Below are 22,634 nucleotides of genomic sequence, written 5' to 3'. Positions count from 1 at the left end.
ACGAAAAAGAGAGACAATCAGCTGTGAAAGTCTCTCTTTTTTTACGTTTAATGGTATTATTTCAAGGCAGAAATAAACGAGATAATCGTAGCTACAATTTTATCTTGTTCTTTGCCATCCATTAAATAGGCTCTATCAGATGAATTAGAAAGATAGCCCAGTTCAATTACAATAGCAGGTGCATCAGATTTTTTTAAAATAAAAAAGGGAGCTTTTTTTACCTCAGATGATTGTAAAGCATTGTCTTGCATGAATTTAGTACGAAGTTCATTGGCTATAATGACCGACCTTTCACTGGCAGCAGATTCATTGGCAACATAAAATTCCATTCCAGACTTAGCCACATTAATACTTTGATTAACGTGTAAGGATAAAACTAAATCAGGTTTGATATTGTTAATGATAGCAGTACGATCGGATAAGGATAGGTATTTGTCTTCTTTTCTGGTAAGATGAACGACTACATTTTCATCTTTATTTAAGAATTTTATTTTGTTGGTAATTTTTTCTACAATTAGCTTTTCGATACCAGAACTTGAGGTCGCACCAAAGTCAGTGCCACCGTGCTCTGCATCAATAACCACATTGATTTGCTTGGTTGTTTTTGTATCAGGTTTTACAAATGCAAAAGAAACTAGAGCTGCACAGGCTAAAAATAACGGAATTAATTTTTTTCATATGGTTTTTAGTTTGGAGCGTTATTCCATATAAACTTACAAAAAGTATATTTATTGTCTTGTTTTTTTCGTTTGATAACAAGCATTAGTAAAAATTTAATTTCAAAAATAGCCTTTACTAAAAAAGATTGCCACAAAATCGAAGAATATACGCTTCAAAAATGTGGCAAACTTGTCCTATATTCCAATAATCAATCTTGCAGCTCTATGTTATGTAAGATGAAAAATATTTATTTTATTATTCCAAAGCTCTCAAAAGTCCTTCTGGAGCTTTCTCAAGATACATTTGGTTTTGTATTCCTAATATGGACTTTGAATCGGTAAAAAAGTCAAATTCTTTGCCTGGACTTTGTTTCATCATTCGGGATGCTCCTGTGATTTTTCCGATAGCGGTACTTAATAATGGTTCTGAACTGTCTCCAAGAACACCCAAAGTACTTAATGTTTCTTTTACTAAAAAATCAGGTTGCAATCCATTGAAATAATCACCAAAACCAACAGAATTCACAATTTTTAACACAATAGGCTGCATGGCATACCTGTGTTTTGGATTTCTATTTTCGGCTCCAAAAGTTGGTGAATCATAAAGAGTAACAGATCCGACATTTTTTCCCACAGTTACATCACCAATTTGTATTACATTGATGTGTGGTTCAAGTCCATTGATTACGAGTTCGCTGGCTGATGCGGAACTAGCACTGGTCAGAATGTATACTTTGGTTAAGTTTAAACTGTTGATTGCATTACCACCTATTTTATCTGTAAAGTAATTGTACAAAGCCTCCGGGCTTTCAGCTTCGAAATAATCATTGATCTTCTTATTCCATTGTTGCTTAGCAAATACTTTTCCTGTAAACTGTCCAGTGATCATACTTGCCAATCGGGTGGCAGTTTGAACCGAACCTCCTCCATTATAGCGCAAATCCAAAACTAGGTCGGTAGCTCCCTGAGATTTTAGAGATGCAAAGGCCTCGTTTAATTGTGTATCAAAATTGGCATAAAAACCATTGTACATTAAATAACCAATTTTATGAGAACCTGAGGTAATTACTTTATTAATTAAAATTGGATTTTCAGTTAAAACTGTTTTTGCTAAGTCCACTGATTTACCATTTCCAACAATAGTAGTTCCGTTATAATCAGCAAGATTTAGTATGTAATTTTCGTTGGAACCAAACAACAGCGATTGGTAATTGCTTAGAGTGAGTTGTGTTCCATTTACGGCTGTAAAGAAATCCCCACGTTTTATGTTTTTAGTCGATGCATTAGAATTGGCAATAATATAACGTACAAAACCATAGATCTCAGTTGAACTTCCAGGTTTGTAACTTAATCCAAAATCGACACCGTTGTTTTTAGTAGTGCCTTGAAGCGATCCTTCTAGTTCTAAATAATCATCTACGATCCAACTGAATTTATCTATTGACGAACTCACCTTTAATGCTCCAAATAAATCTTCTGGAACCGGGTAGCCACTTAAGAAAGTATTTAATGCGGTTTGGTCTGCAAAACGGTCATCCGCTAAATTAGGCACATCGGCTTGCCATAAATAATATTGATTCATTCCTTTCCAGATAAAATCTTGGATTTCTAAACTAGCGGGAGGTGGAATGTCATCGTTGTCCTGACAACTTTGAAAAGTAAAAGCAGTAATGAACAATAAAAGCGTAAGTTTGAAGTAGGTTCTCATAAATTGGGTTTAATACTATACTAACGTAAAAATACTAACTTTAGTTTTATTTTATGTTTAATGTTGCAAAAATAATTTTGAATCGTCTTGATTGTATAACCCGTTTAATACCGAAGTTGTTATGAACCAAAATGAGTTTGTGTTAATGGTGGCTCCATTCAAGGACAAAGTCTTTAGATTAGCAAAGCGTTTGCTGGTCAGTACAGAGGAGGCCGAAGACGCCACACAGGAAATTTTGGTAAAATTATGGAGCAAAGAAGAAGGCCTTTCCGGTTATAGTAGTGTGGAAGCATTTGCCATGACAATGACAAAAAATTATTGTTTAGACCAATTAAAGTCCAAAAGAGCTGGAAATTTGAAAATAGTACATACCAATTACTCGGATTCAGCACCGGCATTGGACAAGAAATTGGAAGATCTCGATACTTTCAATTGGGTGGAGAAAAGCATCCGCCAACTGCCAGAACAACAACGAATGATTGTGCAATTGCGAGATATTGAACAATATGAGTTTGAAGAAATAGCCAAAATGCTAGATATGACGGAGAGTGCCATTAGAGTTTCACTTTCCAGAGCACGTAAAACAATACGCGAATACCTTATTAAAACACATAATTATGGAATTATATAAAATAGAAATACTACTAGAAAAATATTTTGAGGGAGAAACCACTTTGGCGGAAGAAAAAGCGTTAAAGGACTATTTTTCGTCTTCGGATGTTGCATCACATTTAGAACAATACTCCTCATTGTTTGGTTATTATGGAGTGGCTAAGGCGCAACAATATGAGAAGGCAGTACCAGTTTTAGAGAAACAGCAACGGCATAATTCTTCAAAAATGAGCCATCGTTCTTGGCTGTCCGTAGCAGCTTCGATCCTAGTTTTGATTGGGGTAGTAGGGTATGTTTTTTTTACTACCCAAGATTTAAAGGAAGATAAGAAACTAGGAACGTTTGATGATCCTGAAGTTGCTTTCAAGGCGACTCAAAAAGCACTTGCTCTATTATCCAATAAGGTAAATGTTGGCATAGAAAGTGTACAGTATGTGGAAGAGTATCAAATTGCAAAAAATAAGGTGTTCCGTAAAACAAAAAATAAAAATAGTGGTATCTAAAATCCTCTGAAAAACAAGAAACACAGTATAAAACGTTACGAAAATTTTAATTAACACTAAATAATTTTATAAAATGAAATCAATCAATCTCAATCCAAGTTTTTGCATATCAGCAAAACAAATCCAAAAAAGCACACGTTTCAGTGCAGGTAAAAAGTTCTTAATCATCTTGTTATTGGTATTTATCAGCAGTCCAATTTTTGCGCAAGCAGCTTTCGATAAATTCGATGGACAAGATGATGTGACTTCAATCATTGTCAATAAAAAAATGTTTGACTTAATGAGTAAAGTAAAAGTTGACGCTTCTGACAAGGAAACCCAACACTATCTTGCATTGATAAAAAAGCTTGATAATTTAAAAGTATTTACCACTAAAAGCACGCGTGTAGAGGGAGAAATGAAAGTAGCTGCGGATAAATACATTAAATCAGCCGGTCTAGAAGAATTAATGCGGGTGAATGAGAATGGTAGAAATATCAAAATTCTAGTGAAATCCGGTGCTACCGATTCTCAAATCAGAGAGTTGCTCATGTTTATTGAAGGCGCTAAAAATGAGGACACCGTTTTAATGTCTTTGACTGGTAACTTTGATTTAAATGAAATTTCGATTCTTACTGATAAGATGAGAATTCCTGGAGGTGATGATTTGAAGAAAGCAACTAAAGGAAAAAGATAAGATGAAAGCTACGTATGGAATGGCGCTGTTGTTCAGTTTATTCTTGATCAGCTGCAACTCGGAACCCACATTGCAAAAGTATTTTGTAGAAAACACCGAAAATAAAAATTTTATTGCTTTGGATGTTTCTCCCGATATCTTGAATGTTGATAAAACAAAATTATCCATCGCCCAAACGGATGCTTTGAAATCCTTTGATAAGATGAATGTTTTGGCTTTCAAATTGACAGATACAAACAAAGCAGAATTCGAAATGGAACGTGCTAAAGTTGATTTAATTTTGAAGGATAAAAAATACCAACAATTAATGAAATTTGGTTCTGGAAAAGAAGGGGCTTCGGTTAGTTTCGTTGGAACGGATGAACATATTGAAGAATTTGTTTTTTTTGCGAATAAAAAAGAAAATGGCTTTGCCGTAGTACGGGTTTTAGGAACAGATATGAATCCTACCAGTATCATGACCATGATGAGCGTGTTGCAACAATCGAATATTGATCTTGAACAGTTGAAACCGTTGCAGCAGTTATTGAAATAAACGGATTTGTTACCAATGAAAAAGCGTCTTGATGAATTTCAAGACGCTTTTATTATAGGATAATTTTTGAATAAATTATTTACAAAACATTTTTTTGTTTTTGACGGCACTTTGACTGCCGAATTGGATTGCTTTGGTAAAATCGGCACAAGCATTTTTCTTGTTTTGTGCATGAAAATTAGAAAGACCTCTCAGGTTATATGCAATATAATCCTTTTCGTTTAAACTAATAGACATGGTGCAATCTTCAATCGTGCTCTTGTAGTCCTTAGCTTTATAGTTCATATCAGCTCTTGTGGTGTATGCATCACTTCTTTTAGGTTCTATTTTTATTGTGGTGTTAACGTCGTTTAAAGCACCTTTAATATCACCTAATTTTTGTTTCAAAAGCGCTCTATTTAAATAGGCTGAGGCAAACAAAGGATCAATCCGAATCGCTTTGCTATAGTCATCGATAGCGCCTTTAGTGTTACCGCCTTCTGCTTTTTTTAATGCTTTATCAAACAGATCATAAGCAATTGGATTTTGGCTCCAGCCAGCTGCGGAACTCAATAAAAATAATACGAGTAGAACTACTTTTTTCATAAAAATGTAAGGTTTGTAATTGGGGGTAATTTCTTTATTGTTTTACTAGAATCTATTAGATAAAGGTACAATCTTTTTTTTAGCTAGTTAGTTAACGAACAAATATAGAATTTATTTTAAATTAGGTGGTCCAAATAGTAAAAATCACTAAAAGTTGGTATTGTAGAAGCTTATTTATACTCGTAATTTTGCTAAAAATAATATTTTAATATTCGTTATTCTAATACAGATGCAAAGATGAAAAATATAGCGCAAGAAGGACAAAATTTTGAACAATTTGCTGAGAGAACGAACAAAACATTTTTATATATTGGCACTTTTGTATTGGTGGTGGTAACGGTTTGTATTGGGGTTTTGATATTTTTGTTACTTTCAAATATTCTTGAAAAATCTTTATAAAGGATATAAATGATATTTTGGTGCTTCTTTCAGCTCAATTTCATCTCATTAGTTTTTTACTTCAGCAAAGTATTGGTCAAAAAAAAGTGATTTGATTGCTTCGGCAGCATTTTTATTTTCTCCTGCCTATTTTTATAAATTTATTGACTGTGATCGTTTTACGAGTACTCCATTGAAATAAGTGCCCAATAAATCATTTTTAAAAATAGTAAAAAATGGCATTGCAATGGATTGTCTTAAAGCAGGTGAAATCTGAATTTCATTTTTCTTGTAACCTTTTTGCAAACGATTTCGAGACTTTATACGTGTTAAACATATTTTAAATTGTTTTTTTCTTTCGCTACTTTGATTACTTTTGGCCTCGAAATGAGAGTAGCTATTTTTTTTCTGTACCTATTTTTCCATCTGCTTGGCGGAGGAAACGTTGTTCATGCGGCTTCGCATGACAATGGTACTGCCAGCGACCTACAAGCTTTTTTATCAAATAGAAACCAAGTTAAAGCAATAAAAACTGTTCCTTTCGGCACTTTGCTTACTACAGCTGAATTTGATTTAGAAGAAGAATCTTCAAGCAGTGACAGTTTCAAAGTTACAAATACCGCCATTTCTGATGGAAAATATCATTTACTGCAAGTTTGGTACCAGCGTTTTTCTTGTCAATCGCTTTTAAACCACTACCATAAGAATTGTAAAATCTTCTCACCATCTTGTGGACAATCCAATCCTATTTACATTCTTCAGCGAGTATTAAGAATTTGATAAATACTGCATTCTGTTTAAACTTTTTTTGATTTAATCAACTTTGTGAAAATGTTAAAAATACATTCATTGTTTGATCGTTGAAATTATTTTATAAACGATGCCTTTTACATCCCTAGAAATTCTTAATTCCAAGTATTTATTGCTTAATTTCCAAATTTACACCATGAATAAATTACTCGTTTGCACGGGCTTAATTGCCTTTTTGTGTCTTTCAAGCTGCACAACTAAAAAAGAAGAAAAAGAGGAAGGAGATAAATTTATTGTTACCAATCCGATTAAAATTGATACTTCGTTTACCAAACAATATGTTTCTCAAATTCGCTCTATCCAAAATATTGAAATCCGGGCGCAAGAAAATGGATATCTACAAAATATTTATGTTGATGAAGGCCAATTTGTAAAAAAAGGGCAGCTCTTGTTTAGAATTATGCCAGGAATGTACCAAGCAGAATTGCTAAAAGCAAAGGCAGAAGCAAAGGGTGCTGAAATAGAACTGCAAAACGCAAAAATGCTAGTTGACAAAAATATTGTTTCAAAAAATGAGCAAGCTTTGGCGTAAGCCAAATTAGAACAAGCCAGAGCCGAATTAGCATTGGCGCAACTTCATTTATCATTTACCGAAATCCGAGCTCCGTTTGACGGAACAATTGACCGAATTCCAAAAAAAATAGGAAGTTTAATTGAAGAAGGAGAATTGTTGACTATCCTTTCAGACAACAGTCAAATGTTTGCCTATTTTAATGTTTCCGAACCAGAATATTTGGATTATCAAATGAATGTAATATATCGAGCAAATACTAATGTCAGCTTGCTTTTAGCCAACAATGAGTTGTATCCATCCAAAGGGAATGTTGAGGTTATTGAAAGTGAGTTTAACAATGACACTGGAAACATCGCTTTCAGGGCACGATTTCCAAATCCTAACAAATTACTTAGACACGGCGAAACAGGTTCAGTGCGAATGATTGTCCCTTTTAAAAATTCAATAGTGATTCCACAAAAAGCGACTTATGAAATACAGGACAAGAAGTATGTTTTTGTATTGAATAAAAATAATATTTTAGAATCTAAAGAAATTACGGTTACTGGGGAAATACCTGACTTATATGTGATTACTAGCGGCATTACGGCTAATAATAAGATAGTTTTGGAAGGAGTTCAGAAAGTAAAAGACGGTGAAAAAATTAAGTATGATTATGTGTCGCCCAAAGAGGTTATTAGTCATCTGCGCTTAAAAGCTGAGTAAATTTAAATGATTCGTTTTAAAAATTTTAGTTTATAAAGATGATAATGAATCCCAAAAACACTGAAAATTTATAACGGATACGAATAATTTCCAATTTGGTTTAATCATTAAAATATACCTATAATGTTTAATAAATTTATTCAAAGACCCGTGTTGTCGATAGTACTATCGCTCATAATTGTCTTTTTGGGAGCACTAGCCCTAACTAATTTGCCAGTGACCCAATTTCCCTCCATTTCGCCACCAAGAGTAAATGTTATCGCAGATTTTCCTGGTTCCAATGGGGAATTGATGATTAAATCAGTTATTATTCCGTTAGAAAAAGCCTTAAATGGTGTTCCAGGAATGAAATACATGACTTTAGTAAAATAACAAAAGGCGAATCAAACGGAACGCCTTTTTTTTGTTCAAATAGTATCACACAGGCAATGCGTAAAACTGTAACAAATATAATTATAAGTAAAATTTATTAAAAACATTTTTTACATTTATTTAATCTATAATAGTTTAAATTAGAATCAAATGGCAAACAATACAGGAACTAAATTTGGAGGGCAACAAAAGGAGCAACAAACAAAAATACAGCCGAAATAAGAAGCAGTTTTCAATATGTAATAGAGAACAACCTCGAACAATTAGAAAGAGGTTTAAAAGAACTTAAACCCTTTGAACGAATCAAAGTAATTTTAGAGTTAAGTAAGTTTGTACTTCCTACGTTACAAGCAACGGAATTAAGTACAACACCTGAAAACGGTTTTAATCCTATTATAGTTGAGATCACAACTGAACAGGACGTAAAAAAAATGATAAACGAATTGAACGATCAGTATTAAAATGGAAATTCAAATAAATAATATTGACGAATTAAAAGATTTTTTTTAAATTCAGATTTAGGCCTAAGCGATAAAATCAAAATAGTAAACCAATGTTTAAATATTGTTATCCTTGGAAACATAGACACCATAGCTGAACTAATTGAAACAATTGACGACAACGGACAAAACCAAAATAAAAGAATTGTTTTAGGTAAAAGAATTAATCCATTAGATGATAGATGATTATTTTTTTTTAATTATTGAGCATAAAAAAACACCCTGAAAAGAGTGTTTTTATAATTGGTTGCACGTTGGTTGCACAAATACTTTGTAAACCCAACAAATTCAATGCTAAATGTGACCACGGTGGGATTTGAACCCACACGCCCTTGCGAGCACCAGCCCCTCAAGCTGGCAAGTCTACCGTTTCTCCACGTGGCCTAAAAAAATAAAAGGCCAAGTAATAAATTACTCGACCTTTAGTGACCCGACTGGGGCTCGAACCCAGGACCCCATCATTAAAAGTGATGTGCTCTACCAACTGAGCTATCGAGTCAATGCTTTCAAGAAAATTATGTGTTGATCACTAAAATTGTGACCCGACTGGGGCTCGAACCCAGGACCCCATCATTAAAAGTGATGTGCTCTACCAACTGAGCTATCGAGTCATATTCTTTCCTTGAATGCGGGTGCAAATATAAGGACTTATTTTGGAGTTTTCCAAGCAATTTTATTATAAATTTGTCTTTTTTAAACAATAAATCTTAATGCCTTAATTTATAAGGTTTTATTCTATGAGAAAAATTATATTATTAGGTTACATGGGGTGTGGTAAGTCTACAATTGCTGCTGCCTTATCAAAAAGTATCGAAATTCCTTTTGTGGATTTGGATAAAAAGATAGAAGAGAAAACGAATTTATCGATAAATGCTATTTTTGAAAAGCATGGAGAAATTTACTTCAGAAAGTTGGAACATGAAATTTTTGTCGAATTGTTGCATTCTTCTGAAGCGTTAATTATTGGTTTAGGGGGAGGAACACCATGTTATGCCAATAACCATGAATTGTTAAAAGGGGAAGGTGTTGTTTCTATTTATCTGAAAGCTTCTATTGAAACTTTGTTTCATAGATTGGCAGTTAATAAAAGCAAACGCCCTCTAATTGCTGATAAAAGTGAGGGCGAAATGAAAGAGTTTATTGCTATCCATCTTTTTGAACGAAGTTTTTATTATAATCAAGCACACTATAAGGTGGTGGTTGATGACAAAACAATTCAGCAGACGGTGGTGGATATTATGGACCTTTTAGCTTAAATACGCGTAATTATCATTGTCTTCATCAAAAACCACTTGAACGTGCTCTAACAATGATGTTGATAGTGATATGCCTTTAAAATCAGCCTTTACAGGGTATTTTTTATGATTCCTGTCTACCAGAACGGCGGTTTTAAATTTTTTCAAAGGAACGTCTATAAAGTGCCGTACGGCATAGATCAATGTGGTTCCTGAATTCAATACATCGTCCACAAGAATAAGGCCTTTGTTGGCATAGTGCTCTTTTGATAAGGAAGTGTGAATTGGTAGGTCAGGATTCTGTTTGTTAATTTGTACTTCGCAAAGGGAGACTTTAATTGGCGAAATAGTTTCGAGCACCAGCGCTATTTTTTTTGCAAATATAAAGCCGTTAGCAGCAATTCCGGCAATGACAATTTCTTCTTCCTCCACAAAGGTCTCGTAGATTTGGTATGCAATTCTTTTTATCTTGTGTTCTATTTCCTGATTTGTTAATATTATATTTTTGCTCATTTTTTTTGTTTTTTTTTGCTTATTTAAGGTCTCAAGATGCTTTTGCAAATGTTTTTAAAATTTAGGTCTTGCACGAACATTAAACCTATGCTTCTTCACTTTTGAAACTAATCTTCTTCATCAGTTTTGATTTCATTTCCAAATTCGTCAATGTCTCTACGGTCTTTTTTAGTAGGTCGTCCAGTTCCATTTTTTCGGTAATGTTCTTTAGATAATTTCAAAAGTTCCAGATGTTGATAGGCTTCTGCTGGGGTGTCATTTCTTCTGTAAATATCCACCAGTTTAGCACTTACGCGATTTTCAGGAATGTCTAAAACCGTAATGATTTGGGTAATTTGATCTTTTCTAAAAGTGATTTTATCGGTAGGAAAAACTTCCTTAGAGGGTTTGGCCACAAGGCCATTTACTGTTACATGATTCTTTTTACAGGCCTCGGTAACCATGTTTCTGGTTTTGTAATACCGTACACACCATAAATATTTATCTATTCTCATAAATTTTCTAAAATCGGAGTTAAATAGTTTACAAAAATCAATCAATATTGTATCTTGCGCACTTAAAAAATTAGCTATAATGAACAAATTTAAGTATTATTTTATTCTATTTATTACAACTATCACTTTATTTTCATGCTCGAAGGATGATGTAGCACCAATAACTCCACCGAGAGAATATGCTGTGCAATATGCTACTGATTTAAATGATATTGAAGAATATTTAAAAAATTATTATATCGAAGATGTTTCGCCGGACGTTGATACTAAAATCACAAAAATTCCTACAGGAGGATCTCAGCCTTCTATTTGGTCTTATCTAAACAGCACTACTTTTCCTAAACTTCTAAGTAAAGAAGTAAAACTTCATGATATCACTTACAAATTATACTATGTAGTTTTGCGAGAAGGAGTAGGCCAGTCTCCTTCAAATACAGATAGGGTATTGACTGCTTATAAAGGAGAGTACTTAGGGCGCACTAAAGTTGCTGAAGTAGAAACACTAACGCCTACTTTTTTTGAAGAAGCTAAGAGTCCTCAACAATTTTTTAATCTAACTTCAACGATAGTTGGATGGGGAGAATCGTTCCCTCAATTTAAAACAGGAACGTACTCTTCAAATGCTGACGGTACAGTTTCATATGAGAATTTTGGTGCTGGAATTCTTTTTATTCCTTCAGGATTAGGATATTTTAATTCAGGAAGTGCTAATATTCCTTCTTATGCGCCTCTAGTTTTTAGCATAAAATTATACGAAATTAACAGAGTTGATTCTGATAATGATGGTATTCCAAATTATCTCGAAGATGTTAACGGTGATGGATACATGCGCGTTTTGGCCACAGGAGTTGCAAATCCTGATGATACAGATGGAGATGGAATTCCTAATTATTTAGATACAGATGATGATGGAGATGGTGTAAGTACCAGAAAAGAAATTACAGATGCCAACGGTGTTTTAATTCCCTTTGCATCCATTCCTGCTTGCGACGGAAATACGACGGATCCAGCAAGGATAAAAAGACATTTAGTGAAATGTAATTAGAAAAATTCAAAGTATAAAAAAACCAGTTCGTTTATAAATCGAACTGGTTTTTTTTGGAATTAAATAAAAAGATTATTTTCTTTTCATTACTCTTTCTACAGCTTCAACAATTGCTTGATTGTTCAGTTTGTATTTATCCATCAATTGTTCTGGCGTTCCAGATTCTCCAAAACTGTCATTTACTGCTACAAATTCTTGTGGTAAAGGACTATTTAAAGCCAAAACTCTAGAAATGCTTTCGCCAAGACCTCCCAAAATGTTATGCTCTTCAGCAGTAACAATGCACTTTGTTTTTTCCAATGATTTCAAAATTGCTTCTTCGTCTAAAGGTTTGATCGTATGAATGTTGATTACTTCGGCAGATATTCCTTGCTCTTCTAATGCTTCAGCTGCAATAAGTGCTTCCCAAACTAAATGCCCGGTAGCAACAATCGTTACATCAGATCCTTCTGTTAAAACAATTGCCTTTCCTATTACGAAAGGTTCGTCAGCTGGCATAAAGTTAGGCACAACCGGACGACCAAAACGCAAATAAGCAGGACCATGATGATCAGCTAATGCTAATGTAGCCGCTTTCGTTTGGTTGTAATCACAAGTATTAATTACCGTCATTCCAGGTAACATTTTCATTAAACCAATATCTTCGAGGATTTGGTGCGTTGCACCATCTTCTCCTAAAGTTAATCCAGCGTGTGAAGCACAGATTTTTACGTTTTTCTCAGAATATGCTACAGATTGGCGAATTTGATCGTACACTCTTCCGGTAGAAAAGTTAGCGAAAGTTCCAGTAAATGGAATTTTACCACCAATAGTTAATCCTGCTGCGATTCCTATCATGTTGGCTTCCGCAATACCGATTTGGAAAAAACGTTCTGGGTGGTTTTTCTTAAAATCGTCAAATTTTAAAGAACCTATTAAATCAGCACAAAGTGCCACCACATTTTCGTTTTTTTGACCTAGTTCCGTCATTCCCGCTCCAAAACCCGAGCGCGTATCTTTACTTCCTGTATTTGTATATTTTTTCATTTTTCTAATTTAGATTTTAGCGGTATTCTTCTGAACACTAAGTACTGTCTCTCGTTTGCAAACGAGATGACAACTGAATACTTCCTAATAATCGCTTTCTGCTGTCGTATAATTTTGACCTAAAGCAATTTCAAGTTGCGTATCATTAGGCGCTTTACCATGCCAAGCATGACTGTACATCATAAAATCAACACCATTCCCCATTTCAGTGTGTAATAAAACACAAACTGGTTTCCCTTTTCCAGTTCTTGATTTGGCATCATTCATACCAGCAATGATCGCTTCGATATCATTTCCTTTTTCAATTTCTAAAACATCCCAATCAAAAGCTTCAAACTTAGCTCGGATACTTCCCATTGGTAAAACCTCATCTGTAGATCCGTCAATTTGTTTGCCATTCAAATCAATTGTAGCAATAAGATTGTCCACTTTTTTTGCGGAAGCATACATGATGGCTTCCCAGTTTTGACCTTCTTGCAATTCACCATCGCCGTGAAGCGTATAGATGATATGGTTGTCACCATTTAGTTTTTTAGCTTGTGCAGCGCCAATTCCTACTGACAAACCTTGTCCAAGAGAACCAGATGCAATGCGCACTCCAGGCAAGCCGTCATGAGTAGTTGGGTGACCTTGTAATCTGGAATTGATTAAACGGAAAGTCGCTAATTCCGATACAGGAAAATAACCGCTTCTTGCTAAAACGCTGTAAAATACAGGAGAAATATGTCCGTTTGAAAGGAAGAAAAGATCTTCTCCCATACCATCCATATCAAATCCTTCCTTGCGGTCCATGATATTTTGATATAAGGTTACAAGAAATTCAGTGCAACCTAAAGAACCACCAGGGTGACCTGAGTTGACTGCGTGTACCATTCGAAGAATATCTCTTCTGACTTGGATTGTTAAATCGTTTAATTGTTGTGTGTTCGGTTTCATTTGTGTGTTAAAATTAGACTGCGCAAAGATAATCAGATAATTGGATTTATGTCCAGTTCCATTTTTAGATTTATCAATAGTTATTAAGGATTGTATTTTTTAGGGTACTACTTTTTTATGAAGCAGTAAGTATTTAGTACCTTGCAACCATGTTTCAACAATTATTCAAAAGCATTCAGGAAAAAGTGATATTAACCCATGAGGAAATGGAGTTGTGTAAAACTTTTTTTATTCCAAAAAAGTTACGCAAAAAACAAACGCTGTTACTAGAGGGAGACATTTGTATCTACAACGCATTTATTGAAAAAGGCATACTTCGCTCTTTTTACATAGATGAAAAAGGAAATGAACATCTTGTGCAATTTGCCATCGAAGGTTGGTGGATTACTGATTTGTCTAGTTTTTTGACCAATAGCCATTCCATTTATACCATTGAAGCCCTCGAGGATTCTGAATTACTTTTGCTGACAACAGCGGCCAGAGAAGCTTTGATGGATCAAATTCCAATGTTCGAAAGATACCAACGCTTGCTGTTGCAAAATGCCTATATCGCCAATCAAGCCAGAATAAATTCGGCCTTAACCGAAACTGCCGAAGAAAAATACATCAATTTAGGAAATGCTTATCCTGGAATTGTCAAACGAGTTCCCCAACACATGATTGCTTCTTATCTTGGACTTACACCAGAAACATTGAGTCGAGTTCGCAAGCAAATTAGCATTAAGAGTTAATTTTAATTGATTTAAATCAATAGAATTTCTTGTGGTACATCAACAGAAACTTTTGCGTTACAGCCTTAAATTTGTGCCGTAAATAAAAGGTGATGTCCAATATAAAAACAGTTGTAATACTTGGATTTTCAGATGCCAAAAGTATTTTATTAGCCAAAAAAATAGCCAAAACTAATGCTGTTCTGCTTTTTGATGCTGATAATAGGGTGCTCAAAAAAGTGTATTCGCAGTTGCTTTTAGAAAATCCTAAGGCAAATCTAGAAATGATGAACTGTCCCACTAATGCAAGTTGGGAAGCCGATGTTATTATTTTTTCAAATGATGCTGTAGCAAATGTAAATCTGGTGGAAAAAATCAGAAATGTGGCTACAGGTAAAGCGGTACTTATTTTGGGAAACCACAGCAGTATGGTTACTTTTGAAAACGCTGTTGCAGATCTACAGTATTTATTTCCTTTTTCGAAAGTGATGCAGCAGATCGAATCAGTAGGTAAAAAAAATGACACCCTCCTTATAAAAGGAAATGACACCCAAGCTTTGACAACTCTGGCAACTTTTTTTACAGATATTGGTTTGAAAACCAATATCCTATTGCCAAATACTACTAATTTTTAAAAAAAAATCAAATGAGCAAATCAATTTTATTCCAACCTTATACTTTGGGAACCCGCATTTTAAAAAACCGAATAGTAATGGCACCAATGACAAGAAGCCGTTCCAATAACCACGGAAATGTTCCTACTGCATTAACTGCGTTATATTACGAACAAAGAGCTACAGCGGGTTTAATGATAACCGAAGGTACATTTGTGAGTACAAAGGCTGTGGGTTTTATTAATGTACCCGGAATTTATAGCGAAGCGCAAACCGAAGGTTGGAAATTAGTTACCAAAGCGGTGCATGATAAAGGAGGAACAATTTTTGCTCAATTGTGGCATACTGGACGATTATCGCATCCGGATTTACATCATGGTGAATTGCCGCATGCGCCCTCAGCACTGAATCCTTATGCGAAAGCCTATACTAATGATGGTTTTGTAGATACGGTTGTGCCAAAAGAAATGACGATTGCTGACATCAACCAAACGGTTTTAGATTTTAAAAACGGAGCTAAAAATGCTATTGCGGCAGGTTTTGATGGAGTAGAATTGCATGCAGCCAATGGCTATTTATTGCAACAATTTTTTAATGGTTATTCCAATCATCGTACGGATGAATACGGTGGTTCAATAGAAAATAAATCCCGAATTCTATTTGATATTTTAGATGCTTTGGCAGGTGTTATTGATTATTCAAAAGTTGGCGTTCGATTGAACCCTTCATTGCATAATGCACAAGGAATGATGCTAGATGAAAACACGATTCCAACGCATGAATATATTGTAAACCGATTGAATGATTATGGATTAGCGTACGTACATTTAACAGAGCCTTTTACCCCAGTTGCGGATGTGCCTTTTGCTGTTACTGAAGTGGCTAAGCATTTCAGACCTTTTTATAAAGGAACCTTAATTATCAATAAAAGTTTTACAAAGGAAACGGGAATCAAAGTTATTGAAGACGGAGATGCAGATCTTGTAGCTTATGGAGTTCCCTTTATTGCTAATCCAGATTTAGTGGCTCGATTTGAAGCGGATGCAGCATTAAATACGCCAGACCAAACTACGTTTTACACTGATACTGAGAAAGGATATATCGATTATCCCGCTATGGCTGAATAACGCCTGTCTTTTTTTTAAACAAGATTTTATTTCAAGGAGAAATTATAATTCATTAGAAAGCCCGCCTATTGCGGGCTCTCTTTTTTTAAAAGAACTATAAATTTCTATTCGCTTGTAAAATCATATTCCTATGTGTTGGTTATTGCAGTAGCCTTGTGGGCTAGCCTGTTGATCTGTGACATCGCAATTTCACTTAATGCAGCGTCTGTTTTTTTTTCTTCATCCAGACTCATCGCTAGTAAGCTGGCCACTTTGTTTTCACCTAATGTTTTTGCATACGCATGCAATGTGCCATACGTCGCAATTTCATAATGCTTTACTTTTTGGTCTGCTGCAATAATTCCGGCATCGCGAACTACTCCGTGATTGGTTTGTTTAATGAGACTATTAGTTTCTTTCAATATGCCGCCCATGGCTTCACATTTTTTGGCTGTAGCTGCAACGCCAGTGGTTTCAAATATTTTCTCGAGGCGAGCTACATGCTCCTGCGTTTCATTCAGCTGATTTTTCAGAGAGTTAACTAGTTCTGGTGATGACGCATTTTTCATCATTCTGGGTAAGGTTTTAGTCAATACTTTTTCCGCCCAGTAAATATCTTTTAATCCAACTTCAAATAAATCTCGTAATCCATGTGTCGAGTTGGTTTCTCCTTTTGCAGTACCTTTAATACTTTCGTTTTTACTAATTGCGGTTCTCATAACGGTAGTTTTTAAGATTAATTTTACAAGAGAAACAATCGAATTCATAGGTTCTCCTATCCAATGTTTACTTAACTTTTAAGTGCAATAAAATTAAACATATTAAGCTTTAAATAACTGTTAATTAACTAATTATAAATAAGATTTGTATTATTTAAAGTTCTGAAACGAACCTTTTGTCTTCTAATTTTGTATGGCTGATTACTTCATCTGGCACTAACATACAGTACAGCACAGCCCTTTCATGTTAAATGCTTTTTGCCAAATTACTTGAATTTCCTGAATACACCTAGAGCGTGTACAAGGATTAATAAGTTCTAGTATGCGTAGATGACTGTGCATTAGTAATCAAACCGATAGTTTGGCCAAAATATGTACTGTAAATAACTGCTAATTTTAAAGACAAGAATTGTTTACTTTGGTACTGCTACTGTTTAATTTTCTAGCCTACTTTTTCCGTTATTCAGATTGAGCTTGAAGGTAATTCACATCCAGCCAAGAGCCACCATTGTAACTTTCGATTCCATGTGCCGTCAGAAAAACTTGTGCTTGTCCGCTTCTATTTCCAGAGGCACAACAGACCACTAATGGTGCTTTTAATTCTTGTATTTCCTGCATTCTATGGGGTATTTCATTCAGTGGAATATTAATAGATCCTACAACATGACCACCCATGAATTCATCATAAGAACGCACATCGACAATAGTTCCTCTTTTTTCATTAATTATTTTGGCTACTTCCATTTTTTTATGTTTTGAGATTAGACCTCGTTGTATTTAAATCCTACCGGTACAAAAATACAATAAGCAAGCTGATTTAGGGTCGGTTTTATTTTGCTTATAGTAGAAGGAGGAATTTCTGAATACGAAGCGGCCATTTTATTGGAGACACGTAATAAAAAATGCGGTTGGTTGGTTATAATCCATTTAACTTTTTCCAAGGCATCAAAGCCCTGAAAACCATAAATGCGTTTTTGAGTCATTATAAAACCTAATTCAAGAATTTCTCTGTAGCGTACTGCAAATTCAGGTAGTGTTGCTACAAGATGATAAAAGTCAGTTCTTGAAATAACCAACAACGCAGATTTTTCAATAGTTTGTAAATATTCTAAAGCGTGTTGCTGATCGATAAAACTAGGTAAAGCCGTTCCGAAACCACCTTCAAAAGCAAAAAAGCGGGAGGTTTCCGTTCCTTCTTTCTTAATTGTAAAAAGTCTAATGCAGCCCCTATTTACAAAATAATACTCTTAACCCATTTCCTGATAACGAACCAAGATTTCATTCCGCTTTGTTTGCAAAGGTGTAAAAAAGGAACACATCAAGTCCATTTCCTCTTCATCAATGACAGTTCTGCTAGCTATATACTTTTTTAGCCCTTCGTGCATCTTACTCTCATTTAGTGGTTTGTTTTTTGAAAGTAACGGTACAAACAATAAAGGCAATGCAAAAACCCAAGTTGAAATCGTGCTTAATAGTATGAATTAGCTCGTTATCGTGGAGTTCAGAAGAAATTTTATTTGATGGATTTTTACTGCTTTAGTAGCCGAGATATTATTCTAAATCGGAATAAATTTAAACACATTAGGGAAGTTTTTTTAGAACAAAAAACGATGAATCAAAGCTGTTTAATAATTAATTGTTTGTTAATATTGATCTTGTTTAAGATTAATTTTGGTATCTTTAAAATAAGATAAATTGGAATAGTAGTAGTGCTGTTTTTAATTTTGTAACAATAAAATTTTTAATAAATAAACAATTAATTATGTCAGAGAAAAGTAAAAAACAGTTTGGAGTTTGGATGGATACACACCATGCAACTATTGTTGGAAGAGAAAATGTAGACTCGGGTGATTTTGTAATACTAGGACACGAAACCGTAGACGGACAAGGTTACAACACCAGCGAAAATGCGGCCAACAATGCCGAGAGAGATTTGCTTCGCAAACTATTTAAAAACATCACAGCTCACATGCAAAATGTGGATGAATTGCATGTAACAGGAACGGGTACTGCTCAAGAACAGTTTATTAACTATTTAAAGGACACTGCGCAATATAAAAATGTTGAGACTACAGAAAGCACTTCTAATAAAATGAGTGATGAGAGTTTACTTGAATACGTGGCAACACAATTCAACTAATCGATTTGTAAATAAAGTAATGGAGGCTGTCTGTAATAGGGCAGCCTTTTTTATGAGTTATCTTGTTTTAAATAAAAGGGCAAGCAAAGAGAATTTTTATTGTACTAGTCTGGAGGTTTTTTTGAAATAATCGTTGCAGCCAGTATTTTTTTTAATCTTATATTCGTGAAAAAGTAAATATGCGTTTTCCAGTAGTTATCCTAGTTGTATTGAATGCCCTTCTGTTAGCAAATTGCGGTGCAAAAAAAAATACTGATGTTTCTTATCTAGAATCTCAGAATGAAAGTAGCTTGAAAGCGCCAAAGTTGAATATTTTTGTTCCTCGAAAATCAAGTGTAAAACAAGTACCCGTGTTAATTTTTGTACATGGAGGAAACTGGAATAGCGGTCGAAAAGGAACCTATGATTTGTTAGGTAGAAACTTTGCACGCAAAGGAGTAGTTACTGTGATCCCAGATTATACGTTGAGCCCTAACGCCACTTACGAGGATATGGCGTTACAAATTGCGTCCGCAATTCAGTGGACTAAAAAGAATATCAGTCAGTACAATGGTAATCCCAGTCAAATCTTCATTACTGGACATTCAGCAGGTGGACATCTTGGAGCATTAGCAGTTATGAATCCTAAATATGGCATTGATCCCAAAAGTATTTCCGGTGTAATACTAAACGATGCAGCTGGATTGGATATGAAAAATTATTTAGAAGGAAATCCGCCCACCTCGAAAGACGATTATTTAACCACTTGGACTTCAAATCCCGAGCAATGGAAAGCCGCTTCGCCCATTTATTTTTTAAATAAAAACACACCGCCTTTTTTAATTTATGTAGGAGATAAAACCTATAATTCTATTAAAGTAGCGAATAGTCGTTTTTTATCGGCCATGAAGCCCTTTCAGCCAGATGTGACACCAATACGATTGAATAAAAAGCATGTTCCTATGGTAGTGCAATATTTCTATCCTTGGAGCGATAGGTTTGATGAGGTTATAGACTTTATGAAAAGCAATATAAAATAATTTTTTACGATTAATGGGTAGTGAGGTAGGGTAAATTAGTTTGGAGTTGTCTTATTAGTGTAGTTATCAATCAAAGACTATTGTAATAACACTAATTTAAAAATTATGAAAACAGTTAAAAGCATTGTAGTAATAATGATTTTTTGTTTCTTGCCAAAGTTGAATGCCCAGGAATCAGGACTTAATCAAGATATTAAGGTCCAAACAAAAAATGAATTATCATATTATCAGCAAAGAGGTTTAAAGGACGCTCAGCACGAGCAACAGTTAAAAGTCAAAGGTAAAAACGAAGAGCGTGCCTTTTGGAAGGAACAAAAACAATATGAAAAGGAATTAAGGAAAAATAATAGAAGAGCCTACAACGCATATCTTCAGGCTAAAAAAGACGATTATGCAGCGCATCACAATCAATGTGACATTCATTGCAACCACAGTAACTACTGGTATCAAAATGCAGCTTATTACTACTATGGGTATCGCCAACCACACTACGAGAATAGAGCCCCTAGAAGCAGCATAAATACGCAAATAGAAGTGGGGATGCCAAGGGTGAAACTGGGTGTGTTTTAAAGTACACACTTAGAAGCAAATAAAAATAAATTCTAAAAAGACCGCTTTAAAAGAAATTTAAAGCGGTCTTTTTACTGATAAAACCTAAAAGACTCTTGAATCGACAAGACACTTTGCTCTTTTTTAGTTAGTATCCAAAGCTATTTTATTTAAAGTGAAATTCATATTCGAAATATCGCCTGTCACTTCATTAATTCTAGAGTTGGTAAAATACAAGTAGTTGTTGTAGATGCTAAAGGTATCGGCCCATCTTATTGTAGCGCCTTCGATTAATACGTGAATACTCCCGTCTTGTTTTCGGTACATGATTTTACTGTTTTCCAAATCAGCAAAGTATAAAGTGCCATTTTTGTCCAGAATCATTCCATCAGGGGCTGCTGTTTTTGCTACAAATTTCACTGATTGTTCTACTTCTTTAGTAGTTCCTTTGGCTAATACTTTTGTGGGTACAGAATATAAACTGTAGCTCGTTAAGGCATGATAGTACAGTAAGTCATTTTTAGTGTCTAATGCAATTCCATCAGAATTAATAGTATTCACCCATTTTTTGTTGTCGAAAGTTAAATAGGATTGCTCCGCTTTTGTAGAGAAATGATTGTCTAAAACTCTGACAGATTTTCCAGAAGTTATATCCAATACAATTAAGCCGGCTCTACCAGAATCCGTACAATAGATTTTGTTGTTTTTTTTATCAACGCGCAAATCGTTAATATATGAATTAGGATAATAACTGTTTTTTTTCAAGGTATAAGTCTTCTCTAATTTGTTGTCACTTAAATTAAATACAAAAAGTCTCGGTGCGTCTAAAACGGTTCCAAATAAAGGATTACGGGTGTCTAATACATAGAGTTTGTTTTCAAAAGACACTACAGATTGTACACCAACAAATTTTTGATCTTCAACTGCGCTCCCAATTTCCCATGAATTCCATTCTTCATTAGGATAAGCTACTTTTTGATTGTCGCTAGTGATCTCAACCACCGAATACTCAACTCCTTTTCTCCATCGAGGAAAGTTGACGAAAATCCGTCCTGTCGTGCTTACGGTCACACCTGTTACTTGTTGCCCTTTAAATTCAGCCACTTGCTGAACTTCGTTTGTGCTGCTTTTTGTTTGTTTTGTTGTTTCAATGTCGATTTTATTGTTTACTGCTTCTTTACAAGAAACAAACACTATAAAAAGGGCTAGTAAATTAAAAGTTTTTTTCATTTTAGTTAAATTTTAGAAGTTCAATTGTATCTGTTATATAATTGGTTTTATTTTGAATAGGCTCCAGAAAAATAAGTCAGTTCATAACTGTGCGTGTATATTTCGAAAACAATTCCGAAAGGATCTTGTACGTAACACATTTTAAAAGGTTTCTCATTTGGATAATATTCTCGAATAGGCATTCTTTGTTTGCCACCGTAAGATACAATTTTAGCGATGAGGTCTTCAATGTTTGGATCGTGTATGCAAAAATGAAAAAGACCCGTATTGAAAGGATTGAATTCCGGTGCTTCTTTACTTCCGTGAGGGAAAGAAAATAATTCGATACCTGTACCATCTGAAGTTGCTAAATGTACAATTTCAAATTCTTCCCAATCTTCGCCAAAAACGTCAATGCACATTTGACCAATGGCCGTTTCCTTTTCTTTCTTTACTGTAGACGGTTCCATAATAATGTACCAGCCCATTACCTCTGAGTAAAACTCAACTGCTTCTTTAATAGTAGGAACTGTGATTCCGATATGAGAAAATGCTTTTGGATATTTTGTTTGAGTAGCCATGTGTTACGGTATTACATTGCAAATTTAGGCTATGTTTATATCAATAGCAATAACCTACTTTAAAGTAGTATAGTTGCTTAAAATAGTAAAATACAGATTGTCAATTGATTAAAATTTAAAATAAGCAAAAAAAATTATTGACGTCTTAATTCTATGCTGGGTTTAATTGGGACTAAATGGA

Annotated in this window: 27 protein-coding genes, 3 tRNA genes and 2 pseudogenes; 16 read left to right on the top strand and 16 right to left on the bottom strand. The window is 34.5% G+C overall.

From position 1 onward, the window contains the following. Positions 1-56: 56 nt before the first annotated feature. Positions 57-584, bottom strand: coding sequence for an N-acetylmuramoyl-L-alanine amidase family protein (locus tag BUA03_RS05720; protein ID WP_066077836.1), 528 nt, complete (start codon positions 582-584; stop codon positions 57-59). 331 nt (positions 585-915) lie between these two features. Continuing rightward, a complete protein-coding gene (locus BUA03_RS05715) occupies positions 916-2,367 on the bottom strand; it encodes a S41 family peptidase (RefSeq protein ID WP_066077839.1) in 1,452 nt (483 codons plus the stop codon). A 121-nt stretch (positions 2,368-2,488) separates the two neighbouring features. On the opposite strand from BUA03_RS05715, the gene BUA03_RS05710 reads away from it, so the two are divergent. From BUA03_RS05710 to BUA03_RS05695, 4 genes are all read left to right on the top strand, one after another. After that, positions 2,489-2,998 carry an RNA polymerase sigma factor gene (locus BUA03_RS05710; protein ID WP_066077842.1) on the top strand — a complete coding sequence of 170 codons (510 nt, stop codon included), beginning with the start codon at positions 2,489-2,491 and terminating at the stop codon, positions 2,996-2,998. Then, positions 2,985-3,482, top strand: a complete 498-nt coding sequence (locus tag BUA03_RS05705; RefSeq protein ID WP_066077844.1) for a hypothetical protein — start codon at positions 2,985-2,987, stop codon at positions 3,480-3,482. The genes BUA03_RS05710 and BUA03_RS05705 overlap by 14 nt, the downstream gene beginning before the upstream one ends. Positions 3,483-3,555: 73 nt before the next feature. Continuing rightward, complete coding sequence (locus BUA03_RS05700; RefSeq protein WP_082854289.1) at positions 3,556-4,158, top strand: DUF4252 domain-containing protein; 603 nt, start codon at positions 3,556-3,558, stop codon at positions 4,156-4,158. Position 4,159: 1 nt separating this feature from the next. Then, the gene (locus BUA03_RS05695) at positions 4,160-4,693 is read left to right on the top strand and encodes a DUF4252 domain-containing protein (protein WP_066077845.1); all 534 of its coding nucleotides are present in this window, start codon (positions 4,160-4,162) and stop codon (positions 4,691-4,693) included. Positions 4,694-4,768: 75 nt separating this feature from the next. Here BUA03_RS05695 and BUA03_RS05690 read toward each other — a convergent pair whose 3' ends face one another. Continuing rightward, the gene (locus BUA03_RS05690; protein WP_245792564.1) at positions 4,769-5,278 is read right to left on the bottom strand and encodes a tetratricopeptide repeat protein; all 510 of its coding nucleotides are present in this window, start codon (positions 5,276-5,278) and stop codon (positions 4,769-4,771) included. 237 nt (positions 5,279-5,515) lie between these two features. On the opposite strand from BUA03_RS05690, the gene BUA03_RS16635 reads away from it, so the two are divergent. From BUA03_RS16635 to BUA03_RS05675, 4 genes and pseudogenes are all read left to right on the top strand, one after another. Further along, entirely contained in the window at positions 5,516-5,677 is a 162-nt protein-coding gene (locus BUA03_RS16635; RefSeq protein ID WP_157492192.1) for a hypothetical protein, read from the top strand. 324 nt (positions 5,678-6,001) lie between these two features. Then, positions 6,002-6,436 (top strand): hypothetical protein, encoded by a 435-nt coding sequence (locus BUA03_RS05685; protein WP_082854290.1) that lies wholly within the window; start codon positions 6,002-6,004, stop codon positions 6,434-6,436. Positions 6,437-6,602: 166 nt separating this feature from the next. After that, positions 6,603-7,685, top strand: a pseudogene (locus tag BUA03_RS05680) (efflux RND transporter periplasmic adaptor subunit). 123 nt (positions 7,686-7,808) lie between these two features. Then, a pseudogene (locus BUA03_RS05675) lies at positions 7,809-8,045 on the top strand (efflux RND transporter permease subunit); the annotation flags it as partial. Positions 8,046-8,858: 813 nt separating this feature from the next. Here BUA03_RS05675 and BUA03_RS05670 read toward each other — a convergent pair. The 3 genes from BUA03_RS05670 to BUA03_RS05660 form a co-directional block, all read right to left on the bottom strand. After that, positions 8,859-8,941, bottom strand: a tRNA-Leu gene (locus tag BUA03_RS05670). 42 nt (positions 8,942-8,983) lie between these two features. After that, positions 8,984-9,056, bottom strand: a tRNA-Lys gene (locus BUA03_RS05665). A 39-nt stretch (positions 9,057-9,095) separates the two neighbouring features. Further along, positions 9,096-9,168 (bottom strand) — tRNA-Lys (locus tag BUA03_RS05660). 126 nt (positions 9,169-9,294) lie between these two features. Between BUA03_RS05660 and BUA03_RS05655 the strand changes: the two genes are divergently transcribed. Next, the gene (locus tag BUA03_RS05655; RefSeq protein WP_066077848.1) at positions 9,295-9,813 is read left to right on the top strand and encodes a shikimate kinase; all 519 of its coding nucleotides are present in this window, start codon (positions 9,295-9,297) and stop codon (positions 9,811-9,813) included. Here BUA03_RS05655 and BUA03_RS05650 read toward each other — a convergent pair. After that, positions 9,805-10,305 (bottom strand): phosphoribosyltransferase domain-containing protein, encoded by a 501-nt coding sequence (locus tag BUA03_RS05650; RefSeq protein WP_066078858.1) that lies wholly within the window; start codon positions 10,303-10,305, stop codon positions 9,805-9,807. The two genes, BUA03_RS05655 and BUA03_RS05650, sit on opposite strands and share 9 nt — an antisense overlap. A 107-nt stretch (positions 10,306-10,412) precedes the next feature. After that, on the bottom strand, positions 10,413-10,799 hold the full coding sequence (locus BUA03_RS05645) for an RNA-binding S4 domain-containing protein (protein ID WP_066078861.1): 387 nt from the start codon (positions 10,797-10,799) through the stop codon (positions 10,413-10,415). 79 nt (positions 10,800-10,878) lie between these two features. On the opposite strand from BUA03_RS05645, the gene BUA03_RS05640 reads away from it, so the two are divergent. Beyond that, a complete protein-coding gene (locus tag BUA03_RS05640; protein ID WP_066077851.1) occupies positions 10,879-11,844 on the top strand; it encodes a BamM family beta-barrel-assembly machinery protein in 966 nt (321 codons plus the stop codon). Positions 11,845-11,916: 72 nt separating this feature from the next. Here BUA03_RS05640 and BUA03_RS05635 read toward each other — a convergent pair whose 3' ends face one another. Beyond that, the gene (locus tag BUA03_RS05635; RefSeq protein WP_066077852.1) at positions 11,917-12,870 is read right to left on the bottom strand and encodes a transketolase family protein; all 954 of its coding nucleotides are present in this window, start codon (positions 12,868-12,870) and stop codon (positions 11,917-11,919) included. Between the two features lie 84 nt (positions 12,871-12,954). After that, positions 12,955-13,806 (bottom strand): transketolase, encoded by an 852-nt coding sequence (locus BUA03_RS05630; RefSeq protein WP_066077854.1) that lies wholly within the window; start codon positions 13,804-13,806, stop codon positions 12,955-12,957. Between the two features lie 149 nt (positions 13,807-13,955). Here BUA03_RS05630 and BUA03_RS05625 point away from each other — a divergent pair, with 149 nt between their 5' ends. The 3 genes from BUA03_RS05625 to BUA03_RS05615 all read left to right on the top strand — a co-directional run bounded on the left by BUA03_RS05625 (position 13,956) and on the right by BUA03_RS05615 (position 16,257). Continuing rightward, complete coding sequence (locus BUA03_RS05625) at positions 13,956-14,537, top strand: Crp/Fnr family transcriptional regulator (protein WP_066077857.1); 582 nt, start codon at positions 13,956-13,958, stop codon at positions 14,535-14,537. 92 nt (positions 14,538-14,629) lie between these two features. After that, complete coding sequence (locus BUA03_RS05620) at positions 14,630-15,151, top strand: hypothetical protein (RefSeq protein ID WP_066077859.1); 522 nt, start codon at positions 14,630-14,632, stop codon at positions 15,149-15,151. An 11-nt stretch (positions 15,152-15,162) separates the two neighbouring features. Next, positions 15,163-16,257 (top strand): alkene reductase, encoded by a 1,095-nt coding sequence (locus BUA03_RS05615; RefSeq protein WP_066077861.1) that lies wholly within the window; start codon positions 15,163-15,165, stop codon positions 16,255-16,257. 128 nt (positions 16,258-16,385) lie between these two features. On the opposite strand, the gene BUA03_RS05610 is transcribed toward BUA03_RS05615, so the two are convergent. The 4 genes from BUA03_RS05610 to BUA03_RS16865 all read right to left on the bottom strand — a co-directional run bounded on the left by BUA03_RS05610 (position 16,386) and on the right by BUA03_RS16865 (position 18,340). Further along, the gene (locus BUA03_RS05610; protein ID WP_066078863.1) at positions 16,386-16,955 is read right to left on the bottom strand and encodes a YciE/YciF ferroxidase family protein; all 570 of its coding nucleotides are present in this window, start codon (positions 16,953-16,955) and stop codon (positions 16,386-16,388) included. A gap of 459 nt (positions 16,956-17,414) precedes the next feature. Further along, the gene (locus BUA03_RS05605; RefSeq protein WP_066077863.1) at positions 17,415-17,699 is read right to left on the bottom strand and encodes a rhodanese-like domain-containing protein; all 285 of its coding nucleotides are present in this window, start codon (positions 17,697-17,699) and stop codon (positions 17,415-17,417) included. 17 nt (positions 17,700-17,716) lie between these two features. Then, a complete protein-coding gene (locus BUA03_RS16870; RefSeq protein WP_072675719.1) occupies positions 17,717-18,031 on the bottom strand; it encodes a cyclic nucleotide-binding domain-containing protein in 315 nt (104 codons plus the stop codon). Between the two features lie 171 nt (positions 18,032-18,202). Further along, complete coding sequence (locus BUA03_RS16865) at positions 18,203-18,340, bottom strand: hypothetical protein (protein ID WP_245792563.1); 138 nt, start codon at positions 18,338-18,340, stop codon at positions 18,203-18,205. Between the two features lie 377 nt (positions 18,341-18,717). Here BUA03_RS16865 and BUA03_RS05590 point away from each other — a divergent pair, with 377 nt between their 5' ends. From BUA03_RS05590 to BUA03_RS05580, 3 genes are all read left to right on the top strand, one after another. Beyond that, positions 18,718-19,095 (top strand): hypothetical protein, encoded by a 378-nt coding sequence (locus BUA03_RS05590; protein ID WP_066077868.1) that lies wholly within the window; start codon positions 18,718-18,720, stop codon positions 19,093-19,095. Positions 19,096-19,274: 179 nt separating this feature from the next. Next, positions 19,275-20,114, top strand: a complete 840-nt coding sequence (locus BUA03_RS05585) for an alpha/beta hydrolase (RefSeq protein WP_066077870.1) — start codon at positions 19,275-19,277, stop codon at positions 20,112-20,114. A 105-nt stretch (positions 20,115-20,219) separates the two neighbouring features. Further along, entirely contained in the window at positions 20,220-20,684 is a 465-nt protein-coding gene (locus BUA03_RS05580) for a hypothetical protein (protein ID WP_066077872.1), read from the top strand. Positions 20,685-20,807: 123 nt separating this feature from the next. Here the strand turns inward: BUA03_RS05580 and BUA03_RS05575 are convergent, their stop codons facing one another. Both BUA03_RS05575 and BUA03_RS05570 read right to left on the bottom strand, forming a co-directional pair. Further along, complete coding sequence (locus BUA03_RS05575) at positions 20,808-21,893, bottom strand: L-dopachrome tautomerase-related protein (protein ID WP_066077874.1); 1,086 nt, start codon at positions 21,891-21,893, stop codon at positions 20,808-20,810. Between the two features lie 47 nt (positions 21,894-21,940). Continuing rightward, positions 21,941-22,453 (bottom strand): VOC family protein, encoded by a 513-nt coding sequence (locus BUA03_RS05570; protein ID WP_066077875.1) that lies wholly within the window; start codon positions 22,451-22,453, stop codon positions 21,941-21,943. Positions 22,454-22,634: the final 181 nt, after the last annotated feature.

The organism is Flavobacterium fryxellicola (assembly GCF_900143245.1).
GTDB lineage: Bacteria > Bacteroidota > Bacteroidia > Flavobacteriales > Flavobacteriaceae > Flavobacterium > Flavobacterium fryxellicola.
Note: the sequence above shows the minus strand (reverse complement) of the source record. Positions and strands in the feature narration are given on the sequence as shown.

What these genes read in the sequence shown, in the direction of transcription:
- BUA03_RS05715 (WP_066077839.1), bottom strand. Translation starts at nt 2,367, where the DNA reads ATGAGAACCTACTTCAAACTTACGCTTTTATTGTTCATTACTGCTTTT.
- BUA03_RS05710 (WP_066077842.1), top strand. Translation starts at nt 2,489, where the DNA reads ATGAACCAAAATGAGTTTGTGTTAATGGTGGCTCCATTCAAGGACAAA.
- BUA03_RS05705 (WP_066077844.1), top strand. Translation starts at nt 2,985, where the DNA reads ATGGAATTATATAAAATAGAAATACTACTAGAAAAATATTTTGAGGGA.
- BUA03_RS05700 (WP_082854289.1), top strand. Translation starts at nt 3,556, where the DNA reads ATGAAATCAATCAATCTCAATCCAAGTTTTTGCATATCAGCAAAACAA.
- BUA03_RS05695 (WP_066077845.1), top strand. Translation starts at nt 4,160, where the DNA reads ATGAAAGCTACGTATGGAATGGCGCTGTTGTTCAGTTTATTCTTGATC.
- BUA03_RS05690 (WP_245792564.1), bottom strand. Translation starts at nt 5,278, where the DNA reads ATGAAAAAAGTAGTTCTACTCGTATTATTTTTATTGAGTTCCGCAGCT.
- BUA03_RS16635 (WP_157492192.1), top strand. Translation starts at nt 5,516, where the DNA reads ATGAAAAATATAGCGCAAGAAGGACAAAATTTTGAACAATTTGCTGAG.
- BUA03_RS05655 (WP_066077848.1), top strand. Translation starts at nt 9,295, where the DNA reads ATGAGAAAAATTATATTATTAGGTTACATGGGGTGTGGTAAGTCTACA.
- BUA03_RS05650 (WP_066078858.1), bottom strand. Translation starts at nt 10,305, where the DNA reads ATGAGCAAAAATATAATATTAACAAATCAGGAAATAGAACACAAGATA.
- BUA03_RS05645 (WP_066078861.1), bottom strand. Translation starts at nt 10,799, where the DNA reads ATGAGAATAGATAAATATTTATGGTGTGTACGGTATTACAAAACCAGA.
- BUA03_RS05640 (WP_066077851.1), top strand. Translation starts at nt 10,879, where the DNA reads ATGAACAAATTTAAGTATTATTTTATTCTATTTATTACAACTATCACT.
- BUA03_RS05635 (WP_066077852.1), bottom strand. Translation starts at nt 12,870, where the DNA reads ATGAAAAAATATACAAATACAGGAAGTAAAGATACGCGCTCGGGTTTT.
- BUA03_RS05630 (WP_066077854.1), bottom strand. Translation starts at nt 13,806, where the DNA reads ATGAAACCGAACACACAACAATTAAACGATTTAACAATCCAAGTCAGA.
- BUA03_RS05625 (WP_066077857.1), top strand. Translation starts at nt 13,956, where the DNA reads ATGTTTCAACAATTATTCAAAAGCATTCAGGAAAAAGTGATATTAACC.
- BUA03_RS05620 (WP_066077859.1), top strand. Translation starts at nt 14,630, where the DNA reads ATGTCCAATATAAAAACAGTTGTAATACTTGGATTTTCAGATGCCAAA.
- BUA03_RS05615 (WP_066077861.1), top strand. Translation starts at nt 15,163, where the DNA reads ATGAGCAAATCAATTTTATTCCAACCTTATACTTTGGGAACCCGCATT.
- BUA03_RS05610 (WP_066078863.1), bottom strand. Translation starts at nt 16,955, where the DNA reads ATGAGAACCGCAATTAGTAAAAACGAAAGTATTAAAGGTACTGCAAAA.
- BUA03_RS05605 (WP_066077863.1), bottom strand. Translation starts at nt 17,699, where the DNA reads ATGGAAGTAGCCAAAATAATTAATGAAAAAAGAGGAACTATTGTCGAT.
- BUA03_RS16865 (WP_245792563.1), bottom strand. Translation starts at nt 18,340, where the DNA reads ATGCACGAAGGGCTAAAAAAGTATATAGCTAGCAGAACTGTCATTGAT.
- BUA03_RS05590 (WP_066077868.1), top strand. Translation starts at nt 18,718, where the DNA reads ATGTCAGAGAAAAGTAAAAAACAGTTTGGAGTTTGGATGGATACACAC.
- BUA03_RS05585 (WP_066077870.1), top strand. Translation starts at nt 19,275, where the DNA reads ATGCGTTTTCCAGTAGTTATCCTAGTTGTATTGAATGCCCTTCTGTTA.
- BUA03_RS05580 (WP_066077872.1), top strand. Translation starts at nt 20,220, where the DNA reads ATGAAAACAGTTAAAAGCATTGTAGTAATAATGATTTTTTGTTTCTTG.
- BUA03_RS05575 (WP_066077874.1), bottom strand. Translation starts at nt 21,893, where the DNA reads ATGAAAAAAACTTTTAATTTACTAGCCCTTTTTATAGTGTTTGTTTCT.
- BUA03_RS05570 (WP_066077875.1), bottom strand. Translation starts at nt 22,453, where the DNA reads ATGGCTACTCAAACAAAATATCCAAAAGCATTTTCTCATATCGGAATC.